The sequence below is a fragment of the Pseudoalteromonas sp. CO325X genome (genome assembly GCF_004208955.1).
In the GTDB taxonomy this organism is placed as follows: Bacteria; Pseudomonadota; Gammaproteobacteria; order Enterobacterales; family Alteromonadaceae; genus Pseudoalteromonas; species Pseudoalteromonas ruthenica.
In genome coordinates, this window is the sequence record NZ_SGPG01000032.1 from 137,756 (window position 1) to 161,426 (window position 23,671).

The 23,671-nt window shown below is 47.6% G+C and carries 21 protein-coding genes; 12 read left to right on the forward strand and 9 right to left on the reverse strand.

Annotated features, from left to right (window positions below; translation table 11 throughout):
- Nucleotides 1-5: 5 nt before the first annotated feature.
- Complete coding sequence (locus EXT46_RS16175) at nucleotides 6-1,055, reverse strand: type IV pilus twitching motility protein PilT (RefSeq protein ID WP_022946317.1); 1,050 nt, start codon at nucleotides 1,053-1,055, stop codon at nucleotides 6-8.
- A 30-nt stretch (nucleotides 1,056-1,085) separates the two neighbouring features.
- Between EXT46_RS16175 and EXT46_RS16180 the strand changes: the two genes are divergently transcribed.
- From EXT46_RS16180 to EXT46_RS16215, 8 genes are all read left to right on the forward strand, one after another.
- Nucleotides 1,086-1,772, forward strand: a complete 687-nt coding sequence (locus EXT46_RS16180) for a YggS family pyridoxal phosphate-dependent enzyme (protein ID WP_045979572.1) — start codon at nucleotides 1,086-1,088, stop codon at nucleotides 1,770-1,772.
- 45 nt (nucleotides 1,773-1,817) lie between these two features.
- Complete coding sequence (gene proC, locus EXT46_RS16185) at nucleotides 1,818-2,639, forward strand: pyrroline-5-carboxylate reductase (protein ID WP_130148519.1); 822 nt, start codon at nucleotides 1,818-1,820, stop codon at nucleotides 2,637-2,639.
- Between the two features lie 20 nt (nucleotides 2,640-2,659).
- Nucleotides 2,660-3,193 carry a YggT family protein gene (locus EXT46_RS16190; protein ID WP_022946320.1) on the forward strand — a complete coding sequence of 178 codons (534 nt, stop codon included), beginning with the start codon at nucleotides 2,660-2,662 and terminating at the stop codon, nucleotides 3,191-3,193.
- Nucleotides 3,194-3,297: 104 nt separating this feature from the next.
- Nucleotides 3,298-3,735: a DUF4426 domain-containing protein gene (locus tag EXT46_RS16195; RefSeq protein WP_053910609.1), complete on the forward strand. Its 438-nt coding sequence runs from the start codon at nucleotides 3,298-3,300 to the stop codon at nucleotides 3,733-3,735.
- A gap of 10 nt (nucleotides 3,736-3,745) precedes the next feature.
- A complete protein-coding gene (locus EXT46_RS16200; protein ID WP_130148521.1) occupies nucleotides 3,746-4,330 on the forward strand; it encodes an XTP/dITP diphosphatase in 585 nt (194 codons plus the stop codon).
- Nucleotides 4,331-4,333: 3 nt separating this feature from the next.
- The gene (gene hemW, locus EXT46_RS16205; RefSeq protein ID WP_130148523.1) at nucleotides 4,334-5,479 is read left to right on the forward strand and encodes a radical SAM family heme chaperone HemW; all 1,146 of its coding nucleotides are present in this window, start codon (nucleotides 4,334-4,336) and stop codon (nucleotides 5,477-5,479) included.
- A 44-nt stretch (nucleotides 5,480-5,523) separates the two neighbouring features.
- Complete coding sequence (locus tag EXT46_RS16210; protein ID WP_053910612.1) at nucleotides 5,524-6,042, forward strand: DsrE family protein; 519 nt, start codon at nucleotides 5,524-5,526, stop codon at nucleotides 6,040-6,042.
- 101 nt (nucleotides 6,043-6,143) lie between these two features.
- Nucleotides 6,144-7,982 (forward strand): DUF885 domain-containing protein, encoded by a 1,839-nt coding sequence (locus EXT46_RS16215; protein ID WP_130148525.1) that lies wholly within the window; start codon nucleotides 6,144-6,146, stop codon nucleotides 7,980-7,982.
- Between the two features lie 955 nt (nucleotides 7,983-8,937).
- Here the strand turns inward: EXT46_RS16215 and EXT46_RS16220 are convergent.
- Nucleotides 8,938-9,654 (reverse strand): SIMPL domain-containing protein, encoded by a 717-nt coding sequence (locus EXT46_RS16220; protein ID WP_130148527.1) that lies wholly within the window; start codon nucleotides 9,652-9,654, stop codon nucleotides 8,938-8,940.
- 68 nt (nucleotides 9,655-9,722) lie between these two features.
- Here EXT46_RS16220 and EXT46_RS16225 point away from each other — a divergent pair, with 68 nt between their 5' ends.
- Complete coding sequence (locus tag EXT46_RS16225; protein WP_130148529.1) at nucleotides 9,723-12,398, forward strand: bifunctional acetate--CoA ligase family protein/GNAT family N-acetyltransferase; 2,676 nt, start codon at nucleotides 9,723-9,725, stop codon at nucleotides 12,396-12,398.
- Nucleotides 12,399-12,404: 6 nt separating this feature from the next.
- Nucleotides 12,405-13,352: an ion transporter gene (locus EXT46_RS16230; RefSeq protein WP_130148531.1), complete on the forward strand. Its 948-nt coding sequence runs from the start codon at nucleotides 12,405-12,407 to the stop codon at nucleotides 13,350-13,352.
- Nucleotides 13,353-13,357: 5 nt separating this feature from the next.
- Here EXT46_RS16230 and EXT46_RS16235 read toward each other — a convergent pair whose 3' ends face one another.
- The 3 genes from EXT46_RS16235 to EXT46_RS16245 are packed head-to-tail and all read right to left on the reverse strand — an operon-like array spanning nucleotide 13,358 to nucleotide 18,442.
- The gene (locus EXT46_RS16235; protein ID WP_130148533.1) at nucleotides 13,358-17,815 is read right to left on the reverse strand and encodes an EAL domain-containing protein; all 4,458 of its coding nucleotides are present in this window, start codon (nucleotides 17,813-17,815) and stop codon (nucleotides 13,358-13,360) included.
- Entirely contained in the window at nucleotides 17,808-18,236 is a 429-nt protein-coding gene (locus EXT46_RS16240; RefSeq protein ID WP_130148535.1) for a GNAT family N-acetyltransferase, read from the reverse strand. Before EXT46_RS16240 ends, EXT46_RS16235 begins: the two co-directional genes overlap by 8 nt.
- On the reverse strand, nucleotides 18,233-18,442 hold the full coding sequence (locus EXT46_RS16245; protein WP_026111308.1) for a DUF3283 family protein: 210 nt from the start codon (nucleotides 18,440-18,442) through the stop codon (nucleotides 18,233-18,235). Before EXT46_RS16245 ends, EXT46_RS16240 begins: the two co-directional genes overlap by 4 nt.
- Nucleotides 18,443-18,660: 218 nt before the next feature.
- On the opposite strand from EXT46_RS16245, the gene EXT46_RS16250 reads away from it, so the two are divergent.
- Nucleotides 18,661-19,368, forward strand: coding sequence for a transporter substrate-binding domain-containing protein (locus EXT46_RS16250; RefSeq protein ID WP_165381146.1), 708 nt, complete (start codon nucleotides 18,661-18,663; stop codon nucleotides 19,366-19,368).
- Here EXT46_RS16250 and EXT46_RS16255 read toward each other — a convergent pair.
- The 4 genes from EXT46_RS16255 to zntR all read right to left on the reverse strand — a co-directional run bounded on the left by EXT46_RS16255 (nucleotide 19,363) and on the right by zntR (nucleotide 22,546).
- On the reverse strand, nucleotides 19,363-19,611 hold the full coding sequence (locus tag EXT46_RS16255; protein ID WP_053910619.1) for a DUF1289 domain-containing protein: 249 nt from the start codon (nucleotides 19,609-19,611) through the stop codon (nucleotides 19,363-19,365). The two genes, EXT46_RS16250 and EXT46_RS16255, sit on opposite strands and share 6 nt — an antisense overlap.
- Nucleotides 19,612-19,765: 154 nt before the next feature.
- Nucleotides 19,766-20,878, reverse strand: coding sequence for a 1-acyl-sn-glycerol-3-phosphate acyltransferase (locus tag EXT46_RS16260; RefSeq protein ID WP_130148539.1), 1,113 nt, complete (start codon nucleotides 20,876-20,878; stop codon nucleotides 19,766-19,768).
- Nucleotides 20,879-20,982: 104 nt separating this feature from the next.
- A complete protein-coding gene (locus EXT46_RS16265; RefSeq protein WP_205988252.1) occupies nucleotides 20,983-22,149 on the reverse strand; it encodes an SO_0444 family Cu/Zn efflux transporter in 1,167 nt (388 codons plus the stop codon).
- Entirely contained in the window at nucleotides 22,133-22,546 is a 414-nt protein-coding gene (gene zntR, locus EXT46_RS16270; protein ID WP_130148543.1) for a Zn(2+)-responsive transcriptional regulator, read from the reverse strand. Before zntR ends, EXT46_RS16265 begins: the two co-directional genes overlap by 17 nt.
- Before the next feature lie 163 nt (nucleotides 22,547-22,709).
- On the opposite strand from zntR, the gene EXT46_RS16275 reads away from it, so the two are divergent.
- Nucleotides 22,710-23,654 carry a D-2-hydroxyacid dehydrogenase gene (locus tag EXT46_RS16275; protein ID WP_130148545.1) on the forward strand — a complete coding sequence of 315 codons (945 nt, stop codon included), beginning with the start codon at nucleotides 22,710-22,712 and terminating at the stop codon, nucleotides 23,652-23,654.
- Nucleotides 23,655-23,671: the final 17 nt, after the last annotated feature.

A 23,671-nucleotide genomic window follows, 5' to 3' on the forward strand; every position in this document is an offset into this window, starting at 1 on the left:
TCCTACTACTGACCCGACATGCCGAATTGGGTCTTATCATGGGCTTTCGCCTGCGCTGCCTGTGTGCTGATAAGGCCACGGTTTAGCAAGTTTTGTAAGCACTGGTCCATGGTCTGCATACCATGCGCAGCGCCAGTTTGAATCGACGAGTACATCTGCGCGATTTTATCTTCACGAATAAGGTTTCGTATCGCTGGGATACCTATCATAATCTCGTGTGCCGCAATTCGCCCGCCCGACACTTTCTTCAACAGTGTTTGCGAGATAACCGCGCGCAGTGATTCTGAAAGCATCGAACGCACCATGTCTTTTTCTTCACCGGGGAAGACGTCGATGATACGGTCAATGGTCTTTGGTGCTGAGGTGGTGTGCAAGGTGCCAAACACTAAGTGACCTGTTTCTGCTGCGGTCATCGCTAGGCGAATGGTTTCTAAGTCCCGCAGCTCACCGACCAAGATAACGTCGGGGTCTTCACGCAACGCACTGCGCAAGGCATTGTTGAAGCTGTGCGTATCACGGTGAACTTCCCGCTGGTTAATCAAGCTTAGCTTGTTTTGGTGTACGAATTCTATCGGGTCCTCAATGGTGAGGATATGGTCGTGGCGTGATTTATTGATGTAATCAATCATCGCCGCCAAGGTGGTTGATTTACCCGAACCTGTTGGCCCAGTCACCAATACCAGACCACGTGGGTTTTCCGAGATGGTTTTAAATATCTCCGGCGCGCCCAAATCATCCAAGGTCAGCACCTCATTGGGGATGGTACGAAACACCGCTGCTGGGCCTCGGTTAGAATTAAAGGCGTTAACACGAAAACGCGCTAAGTCAGGAACCTCGAACGAGAAATCCACTTCTAGGTTTTCTTCGTATTCTTTGCGCTGTTTATCGTTCATAATGTCGTAGACAAGGCCGCTGACTTCCTTGGCCTCAAGCACGGGAATGTTAATACGGCGCACGTCGCCGTCGACACGAATCATCGGCGATACACCGGCTGAAAGGTGTAAATCCGAGGCCTTGTGTTGCACACTAAAGGCCAATAATTCAGTAATATCCATAACAGGACTCCACAACTAACTGATAACTTTATGGTTACAATAGCAGAACGACTCGATGCCGCCTACGCCCGAATCGCTACGGCGGCAAAAAAATGCAATCGCGATGAAAAAGACATCACTTTAATCGCCGTTTCTAAGAAAAAACCCTTAGAAGATATTTTAGCGGCTTTTGATCATGGTCACCGAGAATTTGCTGAATCCTATGTCCAAGAGGGTGTTGAGAAGGTGCAGGCACTTAACGACCATAAGACAATAGTATGGCATTTTATAGGCCCCATTCAGAGTAATAAAACCAAAGCGATTGCCGAGCACTTCCACTGGGTGCAAAGCGTTGATAGGGAAAAAATTGCTCGGCGTTTAAATGAGCAGCGCCCCACGAATATGAAACCGCTCAATATTCTCATTCAAGTGAATATCGATAACGACGACAATAAGTCTGGCTGTTCAGTAGCACAATTGCCGCAGTTGGCTGAACTCGTTGACAATAGTCGACAGCTGCACCTGCGCGGATTAATGGCAATCCCGGCAAAAACCGACAGTTTCGATGCGCAACTGCAATCTTTCGAGAAATTAAAGGCTTGCTTTGATAAACTACAGACCCAATATCCACAGCTAGATACCTTGTCCATGGGCATGAGTGCTGATGTGGATGCGGCCATCGCCGCCGGTTCAACCATGGTCCGAGTGGGCACTGCTATATTTGGAGAGCGCAGCTAGGACGTTGAATCGTATATTCTAATAACACAACAAGTTGAGGTTTATATGTCACAAAAAACCATCGCGTTTATTGGTACTGGAAACATGAGCTACGCCATTATTGGCGGCATGGTGAAAAACGGTTTTGCGAAAGAACGCATTATTGCTACCAACCGTAATCAGGAAAAACTCGCGAAGGTCGCCGCTGACTTTGGTGTACAAACCACCTCGGATAACGTTGAAGCGATTGAAAAGGCCGATGTCATCGTGTTGTCGGTTAAGCCACAAATGATGGCGGATTTAGCGCAAAGTTTTATTGATGCTGGTGTTGATTTTAGCGACAAAGTGTTTATTTCCGTGGCGGCGGGCATTACTGTTGCGCGCTTACAAGAAATGCTCGGCCAACCAGTGAAAATGGTGCGCTGCATGCCAAACACGCCTTCATTATTGGGCCGTGGTGTATCAGGCCTGTATGCCGAAGGTATCAACGAGCAAGAACGGGACTTCATTCAAAGTGTATTTGAATGCACCGGTATCGCTGTGTGGGTTGATGAAGAAGCGCAAATTAACAACATTATTGCCGTCACTGGCTCTTCACCCGCATACTTCTTCTTGTTTATGGAAGCCATTGAAGAAAAAGCCAAAGCACTGGGCTTTGATGAGCAACAAGCTCGTGCACTAGTACAACAAACAGCTTTGGGTGCAGCGGAGATGGCCTTGTCGCAGGACGATATTAGCATTTCGCAACTGCGCGCTAACGTCACCTCTAAAGGCGGTACCACCCACGCTGCCGTTGAGCACCTAAAAGACCAAGGCCTAGTACAGACTGTTGCCGGAGCCATGGATGCCTGTATTGCCCGTGCCCAAGAGATGGAAAAAGAAATTTAACTTGCGAAGAGACTAAGCTCATGAATGCCATGCAATTTCTTGTTGGGATCGTATTCGATCTATTTTTAATGGTGGTGCTGTTGCGCTTTTGGCTGCAGGCTGTGCGAGCGGATTTCTATAATCCGCTGAGCCAATTTGTGGTGAAGGCCACCAGTTTTGCAGTGAACCCATTACGTAAAATCATCCCCGGTTTTGGCGGTTTGGATATCGCTTCACTGGTGCTGGCATTCATTGTTGCCTTTGCCAAGGTCAGTGTGCTTCTGATGATGTTTCACGGCGGCTGGAGTGCCCCTACGGTGCTTATCTCCGGCGCTCTAACAGTCGTTAAAGAAGGTCTTAACTTACTGTTCTGGGTACTCATTATTCGCGCCATTTTGAGCTGGGTCAGCCAAGGTTACAATCCTATAGAAGCGATTTTCCATCAACTTACTGAACCCATGCTAAGACCGATACGCAAGGTGATCCCACCCCTTGGTGGCTTGGATCTTTCTATCCTTGTCTTGATTATCGCCTTACAGTTCTTACAAATTTTGTTTATGGACTTTATCGGCTAATCTGAACTCGCAGCAAGCCCCGGCTTTGCTGATCTCTGGTACACTTAAGGGTAAAGGGTGCGTTGGTCGAGCTAAGGCCAACGCCTAACCACAGGAGTCATATTATGAAAACCCTGTTCACTGCATTGCTGTTATGCATACTCAGCATCTCCCCCAGCTATGGCGAGCAAGCCGAAGTTCAAGGGGGCCAATTTAAAAACTTGGGTCACTGGCAAGTACACTATATTGCCTTTCCCTCAACATCCGTTCCCGCAGAAGTTGCGCGTAACTATGACTTAGAACGGGCTGGCGATAGAGCCCTGATCAATATTTCGGTATTACAAAATAACCAAGCCCAAGCCGTCGACATTCAAGGCAGCGCCAAAAATCTCATCGGTCAAACAGAACAGTTAACCTTTAAAGAAATTAAAGAAGGCGAGAGCATCTATTACATAGCCCAAATGCGCTTTGATAACGAAGAAGTTTATCGCTTTGAAATAACCTTAACGCAAGGAAACACAGTTGAAGTGCTGCGTTTCCATCAAAAGTTGTACGAACACTAAGAGAGAATACATGACCACTTGGGTGCTAGCCACAGGTAACAAAGGCAAAGTTGCTGAGCTCAGTGCGCTGTTAAGCGAGCTAAATATTGAAATAAGACCACAAAGTGAGTTCCAGGTAAGCGATGTTGCAGAAACTGGCACTACTTTCGTTGAAAACGCCATTATTAAGGCTCGCCATGCCAGCGCCGAAACGGGTCTCCCTGCAATCGCCGATGACTCCGGATTGATTGTTGATGCCCTTGATGGTGCTCCCGGTGTGTATAGCGCTCGCTATGCTGGGGCGAGTGCCAACGATGACGACAACATAGATAAATTACTCGCGGCCATGCAAGGTAAAAAACAACGCAGTGCCCGCTTTTGCTGTGTGTTAGTGCTGGTACGCCACCAACACGACCCATTGCCATTAATCTGCCAGGCCACTTGGGAAGGAGAAATCACCTCAGCGCGCAGCGGTGCCCAAGGTTTTGGCTATGACCCGGTATTCAAAGTAAATGGTTTGGAAAAAACCAGCGCCGAGCTAAGCAAGGAAGAAAAAAATCGTCTGAGCCATCGTGGACAAGCATTACGCCACTTACTCAGCGCGTTAAAAGGCTAAACAGTGCAACACCTTCCACCTTTGAGCTTATATATTCACATCCCATGGTGTGTCCAAAAATGCCCATATTGCGACTTTAATAGCCATGCGCAAAAAGGCCAACAAATCCCTGAGCAAGAATATGTCCAGCATCTGCTTGGCGACCTGCGCAATGACGCGCCGCTCGCCTGCGGACGCCCTATTCACAGTATTTTTATTGGCGGTGGTACGCCAAGCTTGCTCTCCGGTCAGGCCATGCAACAATTGCTTGACGGTGTAAGAGCGCTCATTCCCTTGCAGGAAAATGCCGAAGTGACCTTGGAGGCAAACCCAGGCACAGTTGAGGCGGGGCGTTTCAGTGAGTATGTTCAAGCCGGCGTCAATCGCATCTCTATCGGGGTGCAATCAATGCAACAAGATAAGCTGAAAGCCTTGGGCCGTATTCATAGCCAAGAAGAAGCCATCAATGCGGCAAAACAAGCCCATGATGTTGGCCTTCGCAGCTTTAACCTCGATTTGATGCACGGCCTCCCCGGCCAGTCTATTGATGATGCATTGGCAGACTTAACACAAATCATCGCGCTGCAACCCCCGCATATTTCTTGGTATCAGCTTACTATTGAGCCTAACACGCAATTTTACTCCAAGCCCCCGACCCTGCCAGAGGATGACACCTTATGGCAAATCCAAGAAAGGGGGCAAGCACTGTTGGCCGAAGCGGGCTACCAGCAGTATGAAATTTCCGGCTACGCAAAGCCGGGACATCAGTGCCAACACAACTTAAATTATTGGCGATTCGGCGATTATTTAGGCACAGGCTGTGGCGCTCATGGCAAAATAACCAAGCCCGATGGGCAGATTATGCGTACTGAGAAGGTGAAGCACCCGCGCGGCTATATGGATTTAACCAAGCCATATTTGTATCGCGACTGGTCAGTCAGCGAACAAGAGCGGCCATTTGAGTTTATGATGAATCGCCTGCGGTTAATGGAACCTTGCCCTATCACTGAATTTTCCCAGCTGACCGGCTTGGCGTTATCGCATATTGAGCCGCAGCTACAACGAGCGCAGCAGTTAGGGTTAATGGCATTAGATAATACCCAACTAACAGTCACAGCTCAGGGTCATCGTTACCTTAATGAGTTACTTGCGCTCTTTGTTGACGATTAAACTTCGGCTTATAAAGTAGCCACAAACACAGAAGGATAAGCACAATGAAGTGGGTGTTTTTGCTAGTAACACTGTTGGCTGGTACGGCGCACAGCGCGACTAATGAGCCGATCATTAAAGACTTTGGGCTCTTTTATCCGGTGCCCGAGAGTGACCCTATTGGCCAGGACGTGCACTTTAAAATTGCCTTTGACGTGGCCTCTGGGGCACCGGTTGGTGAGCAAAATAACCACATCAACTCATTAGCCCGGTTTATAAATATGCATGTGGCCCATGGCGTGAATCCAAAAAATATCGCATTGGCACTGGTGGTTCATGGCGATGCGACCCAAGATGTACTCAAAAGCAGTGAATATAAAGCGCGATTTGCCGCTGATAATGCCAACGCTTCGTTAATTCGCCAACTGCTCGCAAATAATACCCAAGTGTATGTGTGCGGCCAATCGGCAAAGCACAACAACATCAATGCTAAGCAGTTGTTGCCTGGGGTCCGCATGGCCCTTTCTGCCATGACCGCCCATGCACAATTACAACAACAAGGGTATACACTGAATCCATTTTAGCGATATAGCAGCCAATAGCGCAGTCCTGCATTTAGCCTAACGACTGTGATACTTGGCGCTATGTGCAATATTAAAACAACAAGTGAAATAGGTATCTAACTATGCGTAAGCTCACTCTAATCGCGGCCACTGTCAGTGCCGCACTACTGGCTGGCTGCCAAGGCACCCCAGCAAATAACAGCACTGCTAACAGTGCGCCAGTACAGCAGCAAGTGGTGCAATCGGAAGTAGCAAAGGCCAATGCATTTTTCGAAGAAGTCTTTAACCGAAATGTGATGCGCAGCCCTGTGTACCAAACCTACATGGGCATTAAAAAAGACTATGACAAATGGGACGATGAAAGCGAAGCACGCGCTAAAGAGGATTTAGCGTTAGCGAAAAAAGATCTCGCCACGCTGGCGACCATAGATCGCGCTAAGCTCGATGCAAATACCCAGATCAGCTATGACCTAATGCAACAAAACCTAGAGCAAAGCATCGCTGATTACCAATGGCGCTACCATAACTACCCGGTTAACCAAATGTTTGGCACCCACTCTATGGTGGCAGCATTCCTTATCAACCAACACCAAATCAGTAGTGTTGAGGATGCCAAAGCCTATATTGCTCGTTTAAATGGGGTGCCTAAGCTATTTACACAGCTACAAACCAATTTACAAACTCGCGCAGACAAAGGCATCATTGCCCCGAAATTTGTATTCCCACACGTCATTGAAGCCAGCCAAAACATCATTAAAGGTGCTCCCTTCGGTGGTGATAAAGACTCTACCTTATTGGCCGACTTTAAACGCAAAGTCGACAAGCTAGATATCGACAATGGCGATAAGAGCGCCTTAGTTGCCGAAGCCACCGAAGCGCTACAAGTCTCAGTCAAGCCAGCATATAACGGCTTAATCAGCTACCTACAGCAACTTGAAAAACGCGCCGATAACCGTGACGGTGCTTGGAAGTTTCCTGATGGTAAAGCCTTTTATAACACCATGCTGGAGCGCACCACCACCACCGATTTAAGTGCGGAACAAATCCACGCCATCGGCCTTGCGGAAGTACAGCGTATTCATGATGAAATGCGCGCCATCAAAGAAAAAGTGGGCTTCGAGGGCGATTTAAAAGCGTTCATGGAGTTTATGAAAACCGATGAGCAGTTCTATTACCCTGATACCGAAGCCGGTCGCGAAGCATACCTAAATGAAGCTATCCGTGTGATTGATGACATGAAGGGACGCCTCGATGAGCTGTTCTTAGTAAAACCTGAAGCCGGACTAAAAGTAAAACGTGTTGAAGCATTCCGCGAAAAGTCAGCGGGTAAAGCCTTCTATCAACAGCCGGCTCCCGATGGCTCACGCCCAGGTGTCTACTACGCTAACTTGTATGACATGGAAGCCATGCCCACCTATCAATTGGAAGCCTTGGCTTATCACGAGGGGATCCCAGGCCACCACATGCAAATCGCCATTGCCCAAGAGCTCGAAGGCGTGCCTAACTTCCGTAAATACGGGCGTTTTACCGCTTACACCGAAGGCTGGGGACTGTACTCAGAGCTGTTGCCAAAAGAAATGGGGCTGTATCAAGACCCTTACTCTGACTTTGGCCGTTTAGCGATGGAACTTTGGCGCGCATGCCGCTTGGTTGTAGATACCGGTATCCATGCTAAACGTTGGACGCGTCAACAGGGTATCGACTACTACGTCAATAACACCCCTAACGCGACATCGGACGCAGTGAAAATGGTTGAGCGTCATATCGTTATGCCATCACAAGCCACCGCTTATAAGATTGGTATGCTGAAAATCGTTGAGCTGCGCGAGCAAGCCAAAAAGGCGCTAGGTGATAAATTCGATATTCGTGAGTACCACAATATCGTGCTTAAAAATGGTCCAGTACCACTGAACCTACTTGAAGAAATGGTTGCCGAATGGGTCGCTAGTAAGCAGGCATAAGGCCAGCAAAACAGTAGCCGTAACAAGCAAAATGTTTGTTACGGCTTTTTTATGTTCGCACTAAAATCCGCAGCCTGGGAGCTAATCCACCAAGTAATACTCAATGGTGCTCACCACCTTTTTGCATTTATACCCTCTTATCATGCAACTACTATATTGTAGTAAATTCTTTTATATGTATTATTAAACAACAAGCGAAAAGTGGGCTCAAAGCAGTTGAAAAAGAGGTGTTAGAGCCTTCAACTAATGTCAATTTAGCGAGTGAATTTGCTGAGGAAGTTGATGCTAAGCCCTCAACCGTAGTAAGAGTTGGACACTGTGCAACACTCTTCACAATAGGTTCGCACAATGGCTCCAGTAAACGAGGAAGAGGCTCTCGAGGAAATACACTTAAGAGTAATGGTTGAACCATAATGATAGCCCAAGGAATTATTGCAGTATTTTTTCTAATATATTACTTAAAAGTAAAATGGAAGAGAAAAAACCTGCGCTGTAATTCACCTATAAAAACGCTTGCTCTCTATGCTATACACTGCTCAGCAGCCTTAGCAACAGGCGTAATTCTACTTTTAGATATCTACTTCAGCCTATCGCTCCTATCAGGTTTACTTATCCTAATAGTTGTATTCTTTTTAGAATTAATATGGCTGCTGATTAACTTTCGCCCAAAAAAGTGTCCATGATTACGTTTGCAATCTTGCTACCCTTTACAGCTTTTGAATATGAGCTAGCAGGAAAAACTTCGGCGGCCTCGATATTATGCTCACAGCTAAACATACGAGCAAAGGGCAACAACTGAATCTTACCTGTCTAGCTTTGAAATCTAGCTCTTTCAGAAAATAATATTTATCTGTTTTTACATTAAGCGTTCTCGTGGAGAACGCTTATATTTTTCCATAAAAGCTATCCTTACTTGGTCGCTTAGCCCTAACGACTGAAACCAATTCATAGGCCGCTAATCCACCAAGTAATACTCAATGGTACTCACCACTCTGACCTTTTTTAAATGCGGCGAGTTGGAATCGCGGCTGCTAATGCTAAATTGACCTTGGCGCGCCGACTTAATTTTGCCGAGCGTTGATTGCGAATCATGGGCAAATTTAGTCGCCACTTCACGGGCATTATGAGTTGCCTGCTCAATCATCTGCGGTTTTAAGTCATTCAAGCTCGTGAATAGATACTCAATACGATTGCTGTAGCTATCGCCACTGACAGCAATTCCTTGTTTCGCCAGTTCGCTAATCTGACTGCTCGCATGACGAACCTTCTCGGGGTCTTGGCTGTACACCGACATATTCGCGGTAACCAAGTACCTTAACCCCACTTGCTCTGGGCCATATTGCTGGGCTTTCTTGTCTACCACCGCAACCTGACCGAGGGATATCTCTTCATCACTGAAACCGTGCAGTTTTAGAAAAGCCACCACAGCCGCTTGCTTTTTCTCCACCGCTGCCATCACATCATCGAGTTTATCCCCCGCCTCGGTAAAGGCAATGGGCCAAATGGCGGTATCTGCAGGCACTTGCTGCTCAGCCAAACCTTTAACCGTAACTGTTCTGTCCATAGCTTTAAATTGCACTATGGCGTTGTGTAGCAAAAAGCCAATTGAGGCCAGCCCCAAAGCTAACAAAAATGCCGGTAATATATTGATGTGCGTTATACTTTTGTGCATTGGTGCTTTCCTTTTGCAGCAAGTGTGAGAGTATATTTCAGTGATCAGTGTACCAAAAAGAGTGAGCTATGAGCGTAAAACGCATTAGTCAGTTCTTCAACCCCCAATCGATTGCCGTTATTGGCGCCTCTAATAACCCCTCGCGCCCTGGTTACATCGTGATGCGTAACTTGCTACAAGGGGGCTTCAATGGCCCCATTATGCCAGTCACACCGAAATATGAAGCGGTACATGGGGTACTGGCCTATGCCGATATTGCCAGTCTGCCACAAACACCCAGTCTCGCGGTGATTTGCACCAATAAGCAGACCATTACGGGCTTAATTAGTGAATTAGCCGCTCGCCAATGCCGCAATGTTATTGTTATCGCTGCCGGGCTTAGCAGCGAGCAAAAGCACACACTCTCACAGCATTGTAAGACGCTGGGAATGAATTTACTGGGGCCCAACTGCTTGGGGTTGATGATCCCCCATTTAGGCGTTAACGCCAGCTTTTCACACACGGTCACCCGTGCGGGGAAGCTCGCTTTTATCTCCCAATCGGCAGCGGTGTGCTCAACCATTTTAGACTGGGCCGAACATAAAGATATTGGCTTTTCTTATTTTGTTTCTGTCGGGGATTGCCTCGATATCGATTTTGGCGAGCTGCTTGATTTTCTCGGTCGCGACGCGCGCACTAAAGCGGTATTACTTTACATTGATAACCTCAAAGACATTCGTGGCTTTATTTCTGCGGCCCGTGCTGCCGCTTTTAGTAAACCGGTGATTGTTATCAAAACCGGACGTACCGAGGCCGGCGCCCAAGCTGCTTTCGCTCACACCGGCGGCAACACTAGTTCAGATGCGGTATACGATGCCCTTATTCAGCGTGCCGGTATGCTCAGAGTTGCTGATTTACGCGAGCTATTTGCCGCCACGCAAACTCTGGCGCTGCACCCTAAACTGCTCAAAGTCGAACCGCTGTGTATCCTTACCAATGGCGGCGGCCCGGCGGTGATGGCTGTGGACAGCCTGCTGCAGAGCTCCGGTAAACTCTGTGAGCTCAGTGACGAGACCTTGGCGGCGCTCAATGCGGTGATCCCACAATCAGAAGCAGCCGCTAACCCGGTGGATATTTTCGGCGACTCCGATCCGGGACGCTATCAACAAGCCTTGAAAATATTGCTCGAAGCCAAAGAAGTGGAGAACTTATTAATTATTCACACTCCTTCTGCACTGGCGCCGAGTACTGAGTATGCGAAAATCATTGTCGATACCGTAGCCCAAGTCGATAGCCGTCGTCGTCCTTTTGTGATGACCAATTTTATGGGTGAAAATGCCGCCTATGAAGCGCGCAAGATATGCGCCCAAGGGGGCATTCCCACCTACCGCACACCAGAAGGCGCAGTGGGCGCATATATGCACCTAATTAACTATCGCCGTAACCAAAAGCACTTAACACAAACCCCTGAGTCCATCGTCGATGAGTTAGCAATTAATGCCCAGGACACCCAAAGTGTTATTGATGCTCATTTAAGTCGCGGTGAAACCTACCTCAGTACCCACCAAGCGGCGCCTTTGTTGGCCTATTATGGTATTGAGACAGTGACTACCCATATCGCCACCACTCCCAGCGAAGCTGCTGAGGTGGCCAGCGAATGTGGCTTTCCGGTAGTGTTAAAGCTGATTAGCCCCGACATAGCTAGCAAATCTGAGGTCGGAGGCGTGCTGCTCAACCTCAATGATGCACATGAGGTTGAGCAAGCCGCATTTGCTATTCTGCTGCGTATCAAGCAAACCTACCCACAGGCAAATATTCATGGCTTTTCCATCCAACCTATGGTGCCGCGCGCCGGTACTCATGAGCTGCGCATTGCCATTAAAACCGATCCCCAATTTGGGCCAGTGATCCTGCTGGGTGAGGCTGGGAGCGCCCTTGATTTTTCACAAGCGGCAGTCGCTCTGCCGCCGTTAAACATGAATTTGGCCAAGTACCTGATTGCCAGCGCCCAAGATAAGGGCGTACTCAAGGAGCGGACGCTACCAGAAAAAGTGGATAAATATCGACTCTGCGCACTGCTCACTCGGGTATCACAGCTGATAATCGATCAACCGGATATTCATCACTTGGAGCTAAACCCACTGCTTGCCACACAAGGCCAGTTTTTGGTGCTCGATGCTTGTATTGAAACCTGTCACTACCAACGCCTGGCACATCGTAAGCGCTTGGCCATTCGCCCCTACCCTAAAGAATGGGAGCGCTCGGTGACACTCAAAGATGGCTCTCAAGCCTTACTGCGCCCTATCCGCCCCGAAGATGAGCAAGCACACCGTGAGTTTGATGAATCTTTGTCGAAAGAGGATCGTTATCGCCGTTTTTTTGGCGAAATGCCCCATTTTAGTCATGAACAATTAGCGAAAATGACCCAGATAGACTACGACAGGGAAATGGCCTTTATTGTCACCCGTAAACACCATGCTAAAGACTGCACCTTAGGTGTATCACGGGTACTTATGGACCCAGATAATGCCATTGCGGAGTTTGCCATTGTCATTGGCTCACAGTATCAAGGTTTGGGCCTAGGCCGGCTGCTCCTGCAAGCGGCCATTGATTACTGTAAAGAGCAAGGGGTTGCCAGCGTTCAAGGGACCACCTTGTGGGAGAACACCGGGATGATTGAGCTGGCTCGCAAGCTCGGATTTACTGTGCGTCGCGATTTTGAAGAAGGCACGATAGAGATGATCTTGCCGCTGAATAATGAATGAGAAACGATGATAAGAATAAGAAACACTTTAGCACAAGTATTTGAATCACGAGGCCGGGTACGTCGTTACGGCTACGCCTTTGACGCTATTTTAGTGGCCCTGATCCTCGCTAATGTCATTGCTATTGTCATTGAGTCGGTGCCCAGTGTTGCTAAACAGCACATTGGCTTTTTCGCTTATTTTGAGCTTATATCGGTGAGCATTTTTACCCTTGAGTATTTAGCTCGGCTTTGGACCAGTGTTGATTTGGAGCGCTTTGAGAACAGCACTTTGAGTGATACGCAACGGCGCCTGCGCTACCTTTGCTCGCCCATGGCCATTATCGATTTATTGGCTATTCTGCCCTCTCTACTAGTGTTCTTTGTGTCCTTCGACTTGCGCTTTTTGCGGGTTTTACGACTGCTGCGTATCTTCAAACTCACACGCTACTCGCGGGCCATGCAGCTGCTGCTGCAAACCATTCGAGAAGAAAGTGGCTCTTTGTTTGCGGCCTTCTCTATTATGGCGGTGATTTTAATCGTCGCCGCCAGTGGCATTTACTTACTAGAGCATGATGTCCAACCCGATAAGTTTGGCTCTATTCCCAAGGCTATGTGGTGGGCATTGATCACCCTGACGACCGTAGGGTATGGCGATGTCGTGCCGATCACCGGGTTAGGCAAGGTATTCGGTGGCATCATTACCATTTTAAGTATGGGGATGGTGGCCATTCCCACCGGTTTATTGGCATCTAGCTTTTCCGACCAACTGCGCCAACGTCGTGATAGATACAGCGAAACAGCTTACCAACTGATGGAAGACGGAGTAATTTGTCTTGATGATCGTGAACATCTCGACGAATTAAGAGTAGAGCTGGGTCTTAGCAAGCAAGAGTGCGCGCAAATAGAGCAACAAGTGCGAGAAAAGCATCCTTTAAAGCGCTTTTGCCCACATTGTGGGCATCATCTAAATTAGTACGCTTACTTAAGCAAACTAGCAATGCTGTCGCCCAAGGCTGGGCGCTGCATATGAAACCCTTGTATCGCAGCACAGCCGATGTCGCGCATCAGCCGTGCTTGGCGCTCAGTTTCCACACCAACGGCAATCACGGTAAGCTCCAGAGCGTTAACCACCTTGAGAAAACGAGTGACTTTAGCTTGCACCGACATATCCATACAAATTTCAGCAACTAACTGCGGACCCAACTTCACTGCGCTGAGCGTATCACCACACAGTTCAGGGACACAAAAGTCATCACCACGATTGACCTGCAGAGCTATTTTTACACCCTCTTGTTGAAGCATTTGCAATGCTTGTTTGGCTTGCTCGTCTAACTGCTGCCAATCATTGACATGTATTTCCAACATCAGCTGCGCGAGGGGAAAGTTAAAACTGCGCAGCAGGTGAGTGATATCGCCGGTACACCCAGGCTGGCTAAACTCGCGCCCGGACAGGTTCATGTTTATAGTCAGATCGTGACGTTGGCGCAACCAAAGCTGGCTCTCCAGTATCGTTCGCTCCAGGGTTTGTAAAAATAACTTAGACCATAGTTCGGGCTTGCGCACATGAACTAAAAATTCGTCAGGAGCAAGCAATTGCTGCTGCTTTTGCCAGCGTAATAACACCTCAAAGCCGATAACTTGCTGACTCTGCGCTGCAAAAATAGCTTGATACTGATTGACGAACTCACATTGCTCGTAAGCAGATGCCACTGCTTTTTCGGTGTCTATGCGCCGTTGCACATAAGCGTTCATTTCCGGCTTAAAGAACTGACAATGGCTCCCGGTTAGACGCTTTGCCTGATACATCGCCAAATCAGCACACTTTAATAACTCGTCACTGCGTTGCGCGTCTTGTGGAAAAAGCGCGATCCCAAGGCTAACCTCAACCAGCGGTTCCATGACCCGCTGTTTGAACGGCTGAGTTAATACATCGCGTACTTTTTTACACACAGTGACGATATGTTCGACATCGTCCATATTCTCCAACAGCAAGGCAAATTCATCGCCACTCACACGCCCTAGACTGTCTTGCGAACGTACCGTACGCTGTAGCCTATAAGCGAGGCTAAGTAACAGCTGATCACCACTTTCGAAGCCACGCGCACTATTGATTTTATTAAGATTGGCAATATTAATCAGCACTAATGCACACTGGTTTTGTTGCCGCGCTGATTGCTCCAGCGCATGTTCCACTCGGTCCATAAAAAGAGCCCGATTAGGCAAGCCCGTTAAACTATCGTAATGGGCATGCTCACGCTTACTGGCGAGAGCGTTTTTAGGCGCGCTGATATCGGTAAGGATAATGATATAGCTGGTGAGGTGGTGCTCAGCATCTGCCACCGCACTCATTTTCAATAGTACCGGTACCTGCTCACCGCTTTTAATAATGACAACTTCCTCACTCTGATAATGCTCACCCACATTGAGGTCATTCAAGATACGTAAGTAGTTAATACGGGTATTTTTACTCAACCCAAGAGTGAGGTGTCGACTTGAGCGTGTACTTGGCGAATAGTTAAAATGCTCCCGTAACGCTTGGTTAGTGGCTCGGATACGCAATTTATGATCAAGAATAATCACCCAATCACTGGTTTGCTCAAACGCCGCACCAAATAGCCGCGCATTTTCTTCAAATACCAACTCTCGGGTCATATTGGTATAGGTACCCGCAACTTGCATAGGCAAATCGTCTTGCCACGCCATGACTTTGCCAAAGTCCTTATACCAGCGCCATAAACCGTTGCTGTGACGCAGGCGATACACACAGTTGAAGTAACCCTTATCTGTGGACAAGAACTCTAACCACTCAATACGGAACTTTTGCCGCTCATCAGGATGAATAAGCGCTAAATAGTCATCTAAGTGGCAGCTATCGTAGTCATAACCAAGCTCTTCGCGCAGGCGCGGTTGGTATATTTGGCTACCCTCTTGTCGCCAATCCCATACCCCAGAGTGACTGCCGTCTAAAGCTAGTTTTAGCCGAGCTTCTGATTCTTTGCTCTCATTGTGAGCGGCTATAATCATGCGCTGAATCTGATTGCGGCGGTACAGCCACAAGCCCACCAGGGTAGCCCCCAGCAGTACATATAAAGTCAGGTAAAAAGGTGAGCTCCAAGGTGGGTAATCAACCTTGATTTGCAGCTGTGCGGGATCAGTAAATTCGCCTGTGAATGGGTCCTGTGCCCACACCTTGAGAGTATGTAAACCTGGGTTAAGCTTTGAAAATACCACCCGGTTATTATCTTTGGTATGTGCTTTGGGACTGTCGCCAAGCTGATATTGAAAAATAATACGGTCTTGATAGTTATATATCATTGCCGCAAAAGACACCTCTAAGCCGATATCATCATGATCTAGATGCACTTGCTCTAACGGGCTAAGTTGTTTATCTAACTCCCGATAGGCGAGCTGCGCGGAAGTAATATTAACGCGCTTAAGTAACGCCCGCTGCGGCTGGTTCTGCTGTGGGTAAAAAAGTGTTGCGCCTTTAACGGAACCATACACCACTCGACCATCATCAAAACGGCTAAAAGAGCCGCCATTAAACTCATTCGTGGCCAACCCTTCTTCGGTGGTATATTGCTGAAAGTGCTCAGTCAATGGATTAAAACGCCAAATACCTTTGTGGCTACTCATCCAAATCATGCCATGCTCATCCAGCACCAAATCATACATTAAGGTCCCCAGTCCTAGTTTCTGTAAATCGATGCGTTTAATCAGCTCGAATGTGCGCGCATCCAGCGCCACTAGTCCAAAGTTAGAAAACGATAGCCACAAAACATTTTGATGATCGACAACATAGCTGTTGAGATTCACCGCCAAGTTTTCATGGGACTGAGGCACTTCGTAGAGCAGCTGTAACTTTTGCTGCTCACTATCAAGGCGTAACAACTGCCCACCACTGTAAAATAAGGGTTGGTTCGGCTTATCAGGCAGTGGTTTGTTGAAACCCAGAGCAAGGAAGGGGTCAAACTCATCAAGGTCACCGTGCAGCGGCGTGAGCACTTTCGTATTTAAGTCGAAATAGAAGAATCCTTGGTCTTGGTTCACTCCATATACGCGGTTATCTGGGGTTTTGTATAGGCCATGTAACCAGCCTTGCAAATACTGTTGCTGCTCACTGTTGGTGGCAATAACACGATGTAGCTCAGTACTATCAATATCGAAATAGAATAAGCCTCGTGTAGTATTTAACAGTAACTGATCAGCAAAAGGAATAAGCCTGTAAATACTAAAGGCATTATCAAGCTGATCGCTCAAATAGTTTTTGTACAAAATTTGGCTGCTATTGTGCTGTGTATCGACAATAGTAAGGCCATTGTGAGTACCCAAATAAAGGGTATTATCAACCACAGTGGATGCCCAAATATTATGGTGCGACAGGCCCTCGCCACGTAAATTTTGTGCTGTTAGATTATCAAATTGAAAATGCTTTTTCGGTAAAAAGAAGGCGCCATCGCTTTTGGTTCCCACCCACAAATCCCCTTGCGGCGTTTCTTGCATGGCGATAATGCTGGCGTCTGACAAACTGTACTCGCTGTCGATAAGTTGGCGACGTTTACGCAAAGCTCGGGTGGAGATATTAAATTCAAATAAGCCTTTATCAGTGGCCAACAGCACGGTATCTTCACCTAACACCTGCATTTGCCATATGTTCAAGTCAGCTATCAACATTTCGCTAGCAGGTGAATGTGCATCAGCGGCGAGCGAACCATCAGCGTTAATATCAAGCTGATACAGACCTTTCACCGTGCCAACCAACAAATGTTCAGCGTCTATGACCGCGAAAGACTTCACATTATTACGGTGAATACCACTGATGCCTGCGGGAAGGTGTGCCAAAGAACGGACTTTCTTAGTCTGCAAATCATAGATATAGGCACCCGAGCTAGTACCGACATAGACCTGCTCGCCGAATTTAAACATCTGCCTTACTAAAGAGCGCTCATCTTTACTCTCCAGCGTGAACAATGAGGTAACTTCGCCGGTCTCTATATTCAGGCTCGCCACATCCTCACCACGACCAAGCCAAAGCTCATTGGGGCCAATAGCCAGCATAGTAAATACCGCTTTAGCGAACGTAACGTCGTCGCTCTGTGGCGGCCCCAGTATTTGCTCAGTACGCCCGGTATCAGGGTCAAAGCGATGTAAGCCAGCGAGTAATGAGGCTATCCAAATATGACCTTGTTGGTCTTGATAGAGGGCGTCGATCATCGCCTCATCAAGCTCGCCATTATCTCCGGCCACAGCAATGACCTGATAACCATCGTAGCGATTCAGACCGCTTTCGGTGCCCAACCACAAATAGCCGTATTTATCGATCAACATATTGCTGACATAGCTTTGCGACAGCCCTTCATTCGGCGACAGTCGTTGTACTTTGGCACTCACTGCACACGCTAAGAAGCAGCAACACACTAGCAAAGCTCTAAGCATGGTTTCCTCGATTCAGGCAATATGCCAGGATATCGCGTCCTTGGCGCTGATAGGCATTAAATCGCTGTTGTAATTCGTCGGGCAAATTGGGCTCGGGCTGAAACCCTAAGCTGAGGTAAAAAGCGGCTAAATGGGCGTAAATAAAACTAAAAACGGGCTGCTTTTGGTGTTGGCACACAGTACTGATTAACTCCCGAGCAACCCCTTGTTGCCGCCACTGTGGGGCAATAAACACGCCGACTAGTAGCAAGTTCTCCGACAAGTGCAGCAACCGTGCTGCACCAATGATGCCACTATCGGCCCTGGCTACCCAGACCTGGTCTGCCTTAGAGGCACGACCTCGAGCCCCATAAGCCTGATAAAACTTGTTAACTAATGGGGTGGCGATGTCAGCAAGGCGCTGCACATCAACGTCGCTCATCGCGATGCACTCATCAATGCCAAATAATGTTCAAACTGTTGCTTGAGATAATTTTGCTCAGAGACAGGACGAATATTAATCGCCTCATAAACTTTGTCGCGGGCATTTTTACCACGCACTATTTGGTAAGCCCAAAATGAGGCCTCGTAGTCTAGCTGAATACGGTACTTTTCTTCGCGAGGCAGTAGGCACAAATTGAAACTCATCGCAGTTACACTCAGGTTGGTGTTCATATCCTGACTATACTATACCAAATCCGACCTAGGGCAAAAGTAGATAGTTTGTTGCTTAGTTGCGACAAGTGCTAGAAAAACCTAACTAACTTCCCTAGAATGGTGGCGAAATTTAACGCGTATTTTACATGGGTAACGGAGTAAGCCCAATTGCGAAACAAGGAAGTGCCACGCATAAACTATGGTATAGCATGCTTAACTCAACCTTGTTACAACGCACCATCCTCTATGTTACTTCGCTATGGCTGCTGAGTGCGTCTGTTGGCGCCTATGCATCGTCTAACATGACCTTTAACAAGCCTGTTGATACACCACAAGCTCGCTATGTTATTGAACTTATGGATTTAGCCTATGATCAGCTTGGATATCAGCTTGAGTTGATAGAGTTTGACCAGCCACAAGCATTACGCGCTGCCGACGAAGGAACTTTAGACGGGCAATTAGGGCGCATTGCTGCAATTGAATCTCGTTACGCTAATTTGGTTCGCGTTGATTTTCCATTGTTTAAGTTTGAGTTGATCATGCTTACGCGCTGCGCCGAGTGCCAACTGAACGATCTTAATAGCGTGGTGCTGCGTAGCGGTTACCCGGTAGCCGAACAATACCTCGACAGCCAAAATTACCAAGGCCGGCGGCTCAGCCTAAAAAGCGTGTCGGCGCAATTAAACCTCTTAGCTCAACGACAAGTTGATGGCATTGCCATCTTAGACTTTCACCTCAAACAGGCTTTCGACAGCCATAATAACCCCAGCTATCATCGCCAGCATCTTAATGATTACTACAGCTACCACTATGTGCATAAACGCCATGAGGCGTTGATCCCTGAGTTACTTGAGGTGTTAAACACCCTTAAACAGAATGGCGTTGTTGACTACCTAAAACAAAAGCATGGCTTATAAATCAAGCTCTCCCTGCCCCGCATCAGGTGTGTTGATGTCACCCTGTTGTTGCTTGCGCTGCATTGCTCGCTTATAGCGCTGATGACAAAGTAGGTTAACGTGACGTTTTTGCTCATCACTGAGTTGGTTCCACATAAAACGCTCATCACGAGAACGAAAGCAGCCTAGGCAATAACCACGGTTATTGACCTGGCATACCCCTTTGCAGGGGCTATCAATAGAAAAGATTTCCAGCTGCTGCATGTACGCTCTACCCAGTGTGATTAGGCGAAGGTTCAATGCTGCTTGCAGCGCATAACGCTGAGCGCATTGACTACCCTAGCCTTTATTACCCTTGGTGTGTTTTAAAAACCAACCCTAGGTATAACGTTAATGCCAAAGACTCTGAATTACCAGCCTAGGTATCCATTTCTTCCTTGCGCAGTACTGGGCGCGCATACAAGGCCGTAACGAGATCGCGTAGCTCTTCGGGAATCGCACGCATACGCTCATCAAACTCTTTGACATCGACGGACTCGGAATCAACAACCGCATCACCGTGCTTAGCGGCAATGTAATTGCCTGGGTGCAAATAAAAAGATTCAACAATCTGCTTATCGATGGTTTTTGCAAGGTCTTCTGGGGTATCACAGCCGGTTTGCACCGGTTGACCAAAAGCGAGGTGGACATGGCCTTTATTGGTCGTAAAGCCCTCTACTATACTGCTGATATCCTCACCGGCAGATTTTATATACTCGCCGTGGTGCTTCTTATGATAGAGCTCCTTCGCTTTGGATATTGCACACGGTTCATACTGATAAGAAATGGACACCGGCACAATTTTTAGCTCACGTACATACTCAGCAAACTCTTTCTTTTGCTTGCGCCCATTCAATTGCAACATTTTTAATAACGCCGGATCGGTTTGATCAAAACCGTCTTTGGTACGCCCTTCGCGCTGGGCTATCCAAATACTGTGGCCATCCTGCAACGAGTCATAAATATAGGCTGAGAGCTGTGATAACGCTTTAAGCATTTCTTTGGGTGCTTTTGCCGAGCGTTTTACAATAAAACTTTTGTTTAAGCGCATCAGCTCAGTGATGTATGGGATCTGTAGCAGATTATCACCAATGGCAATGCGCACGGTATTCATATCATGTTGGTGCAAGCCAAAATTCACCAACGCGGGATCAAGCACGATATCACGGTGATTGGAGATAAACAGATATGCTTGGTTTTTATCGAGCTTGTCTAGCCCTGAATAGGTGACCTCTGAGGTGGTGTTGTGGATGATGCGCTCAAGATAATGCACAACTTCAAGCTGGACTTGGCGCACTGAGTTTACTTGGCCCCACTTACGTTTCAGGCTCGCACGCACCAGCGGGCGAGATAGAAAGCGCATACCGGCAAGCCAACCGGGCAAATTATGCTTCGCTATCAAATCAACAAAGTCATTATCTGCTACCAACCGGGCAACAGCATCTGCTACTTCGTCGTCATTATAGGGTCTTATATCTGCATACTTATCCACGATTACACCTTATTACCACAGGCAAAAAAAACGGCGCTTATTGTATCGCGCCATTTACGTATTCGCTAAGTTTATCAACTCTTACCAGTAAGGGATACAACCCTTTATGCATTATCATGGTGCTGCGCAGGTGCTTGCCATGCGCGCAACTTAAGCCATACCAAGCGTAATAACAACAGCAGTAAAATCACGGCTAAGCTTTGCGATAACCACGGTGCCATAAGCTCGTGCTGATGCCCAACTAAAGGGCTCACTGCAAAGTCGAACCGTGCCACCAGCCAATCCGTTAAATATCCAAATGCTAAGGCTACACCAATGACAGCACTGAGATAGGCAACAATCGCGCGCTTGCCTAACTCCTTACCAACAACACCGAGCGTGGCAATGTTAGTCGCAGGTCCTGCTAGCATAAATACCAATACCGCGCCTGGCGATACTCCAGCAATGAGCAGTCCAGCGGCAACTGGCGTAGATGCCGTGGCACAAATGTACATTGGAATACTGATAAGCACCATCACCGTCATCGCCAATAATCCGCTGCCCCACTGGCTTAAGTAAGAAGCGGGCACATAAGTTTGCACTAACGCCGCGAAAAACAGACCAATCATTAACCACATGGCGGTATCATTTAACAGTTTCGTGGTACTAAAGTGCACCGCTTGCTTAAACTTAGCCATGAAACTGGGCTCTTTTGTAGCTTTAGAGCGGCTACTGCAGCATGAGGCCGGCGCTGTATTATCAGGCTGTTGTGCCTGCGTGGGAGCTTGGGATGCTGGCGCTTGTTGCTTATTGGTGCAACATGAAGTGCTCGGCTGTGGCGTTTTTTCGGCGCAGCAACTCGGCGACGATGTCTGTGTTGGGATTGCCTCAGGCTTAGGCTCTTTACCTACTAGCACACCTGCGGTAATGGCACTGGTAATTGCGGCGATAGGACGAATAATAGCCATAAAAGGGCCCAGTAAGACATAGGATACAGACACTGAGTCGACACCAGTTTCAGGCGTGGAGACTAAAAAGGACGTAGTCGCACTTTTCGAAGCGCCTGCCCGTCTGAGCCCAACGGCTGCAGGGATCACGCCACAAGAACATAATGGCATGGGAGCGCCAATAAAAGCCGCTTTCACAGTTGTCCAAAAGCCTTCTTTACCAAGGTGGCGTTGCAAAAAGTTAGCAGGAAGATATACATTGATGAGCCCAGCTAAAAACAGCCCCAGCATCAGCCAAGGTGCAGATAGCACAAACAATTGCCAAAAATTAGTTAGTAAGTCCATCAACGTCCTCCAATGCGGTCAAAATTGAACAATGCTCTGCCGGTAACTCTGTGCCACAACACTGCTCAGCCAATTGTGAAAGAGAGGCATAAAAGCGTTGCAACTCAGCGATACGCTCTGCCACAAGTGCCTTTTTTCGCAGCGTAAGTTGCTTCACTTCATGGCAGCTATGCTGCTGTTTCTCAAAGTTAATCTTCAATAACTCAGAGATTTCTTGCAAACTAAAGCCGACGTCTTTAGCACGACGAATAAAGTTTAATTGCGCTAAATGGGCGTGCGTATAATCCCGGTATCCTGCTGCAGTGCGATTAGGCGGCTTTAATAGCCCTTGCTGTTCGTAGTAACGAAGCGTATCGGGACTCATGTCCACCTTTTTTGCTAACTCTGAAATTCGCATTAGTTTTTCTCGCAGTTATTTAACTGTCACTGATTGTAGACCTTAGTGTTAACTCCAAGGTCAATATTTTTTTGCGTCCGCTAAGTCACCATGAAAGACTAGTGCTAAACCACCGTATTTTAACGCCTACTTTGTCCAACTGGCGAAACGAGAGAAGAGAGTTATGAACATAGTACTACTTGATGCAAAAACTTTAGGTGACAATAGCTTAGCCCCACTGGAGCAACTCGGAGACTTCCATTCTTACGAGCTAACTGAGCCGCAGTCCGTTGTTACTCGTTGCCAAGATGCCGAGGTTATTATTAGCAACAAAGTAGTGATAAATGCTGAGCATATGCAATCGCTACCCAAGCTTAAATTGATTTGCGTTGCTGCCACCGGCACCAACAATATCGACTTACAAGCCGCTGCCAAGCAAGGCATCACAGTATGTAATGTTGCTGGCTACTCTACCGCCTCAGTGGTGCAACACACCTTCGCCCTACTCAACGCCTTATTAGGTAACATTCATCGCTACATTAATGACTGCCATCACGGTGCGTGGCAACAAAGTGATATGTTTTGTCGCTTGGATTATGCCATTGAGGAGCTTGCCGATAAAACCCTTGCTATCATCGGCTATGGCGAGTTAGGTCAGGCGGTGGCGCGCGTTGCAGAAGCCTTCGCTATGAAGGTCATTGTTGCGGAGCGTAAAGGACAGCCAGTACGAGAAGGACGGGTTAGCTTTGAACAAGCACTGCAAAACGCTGATGTGGTCTCTATTCATAGCCCTTTAACGCCACAGACTCAGCAACTATTTAACGCCGACGCATTCACTTTCATGAAACCAAGTGCAGTGCTCATCAATACAGCTCGTGGCCCTATTATTGATGAACAAGCGCTCGTTGCGGCCCTAGAGCAAGGTGATATAGCCGGTGCGGCGTTAGATGTGCTTACACGTGAACCTGCCACCGCAGATAATCCATTAATTGCATATCAAGGCCATAACTTATTGTTAACGCCACACATTGCTTGGGCCTCTCGCCAAGCCCGCGACCGCCTCATTGAACAATTGGCAAAGAATATTATTGGGTTTGCCAATGGTGAAATCCGCAATCAGGTTAGTTAGATTCACTAAACTATGGG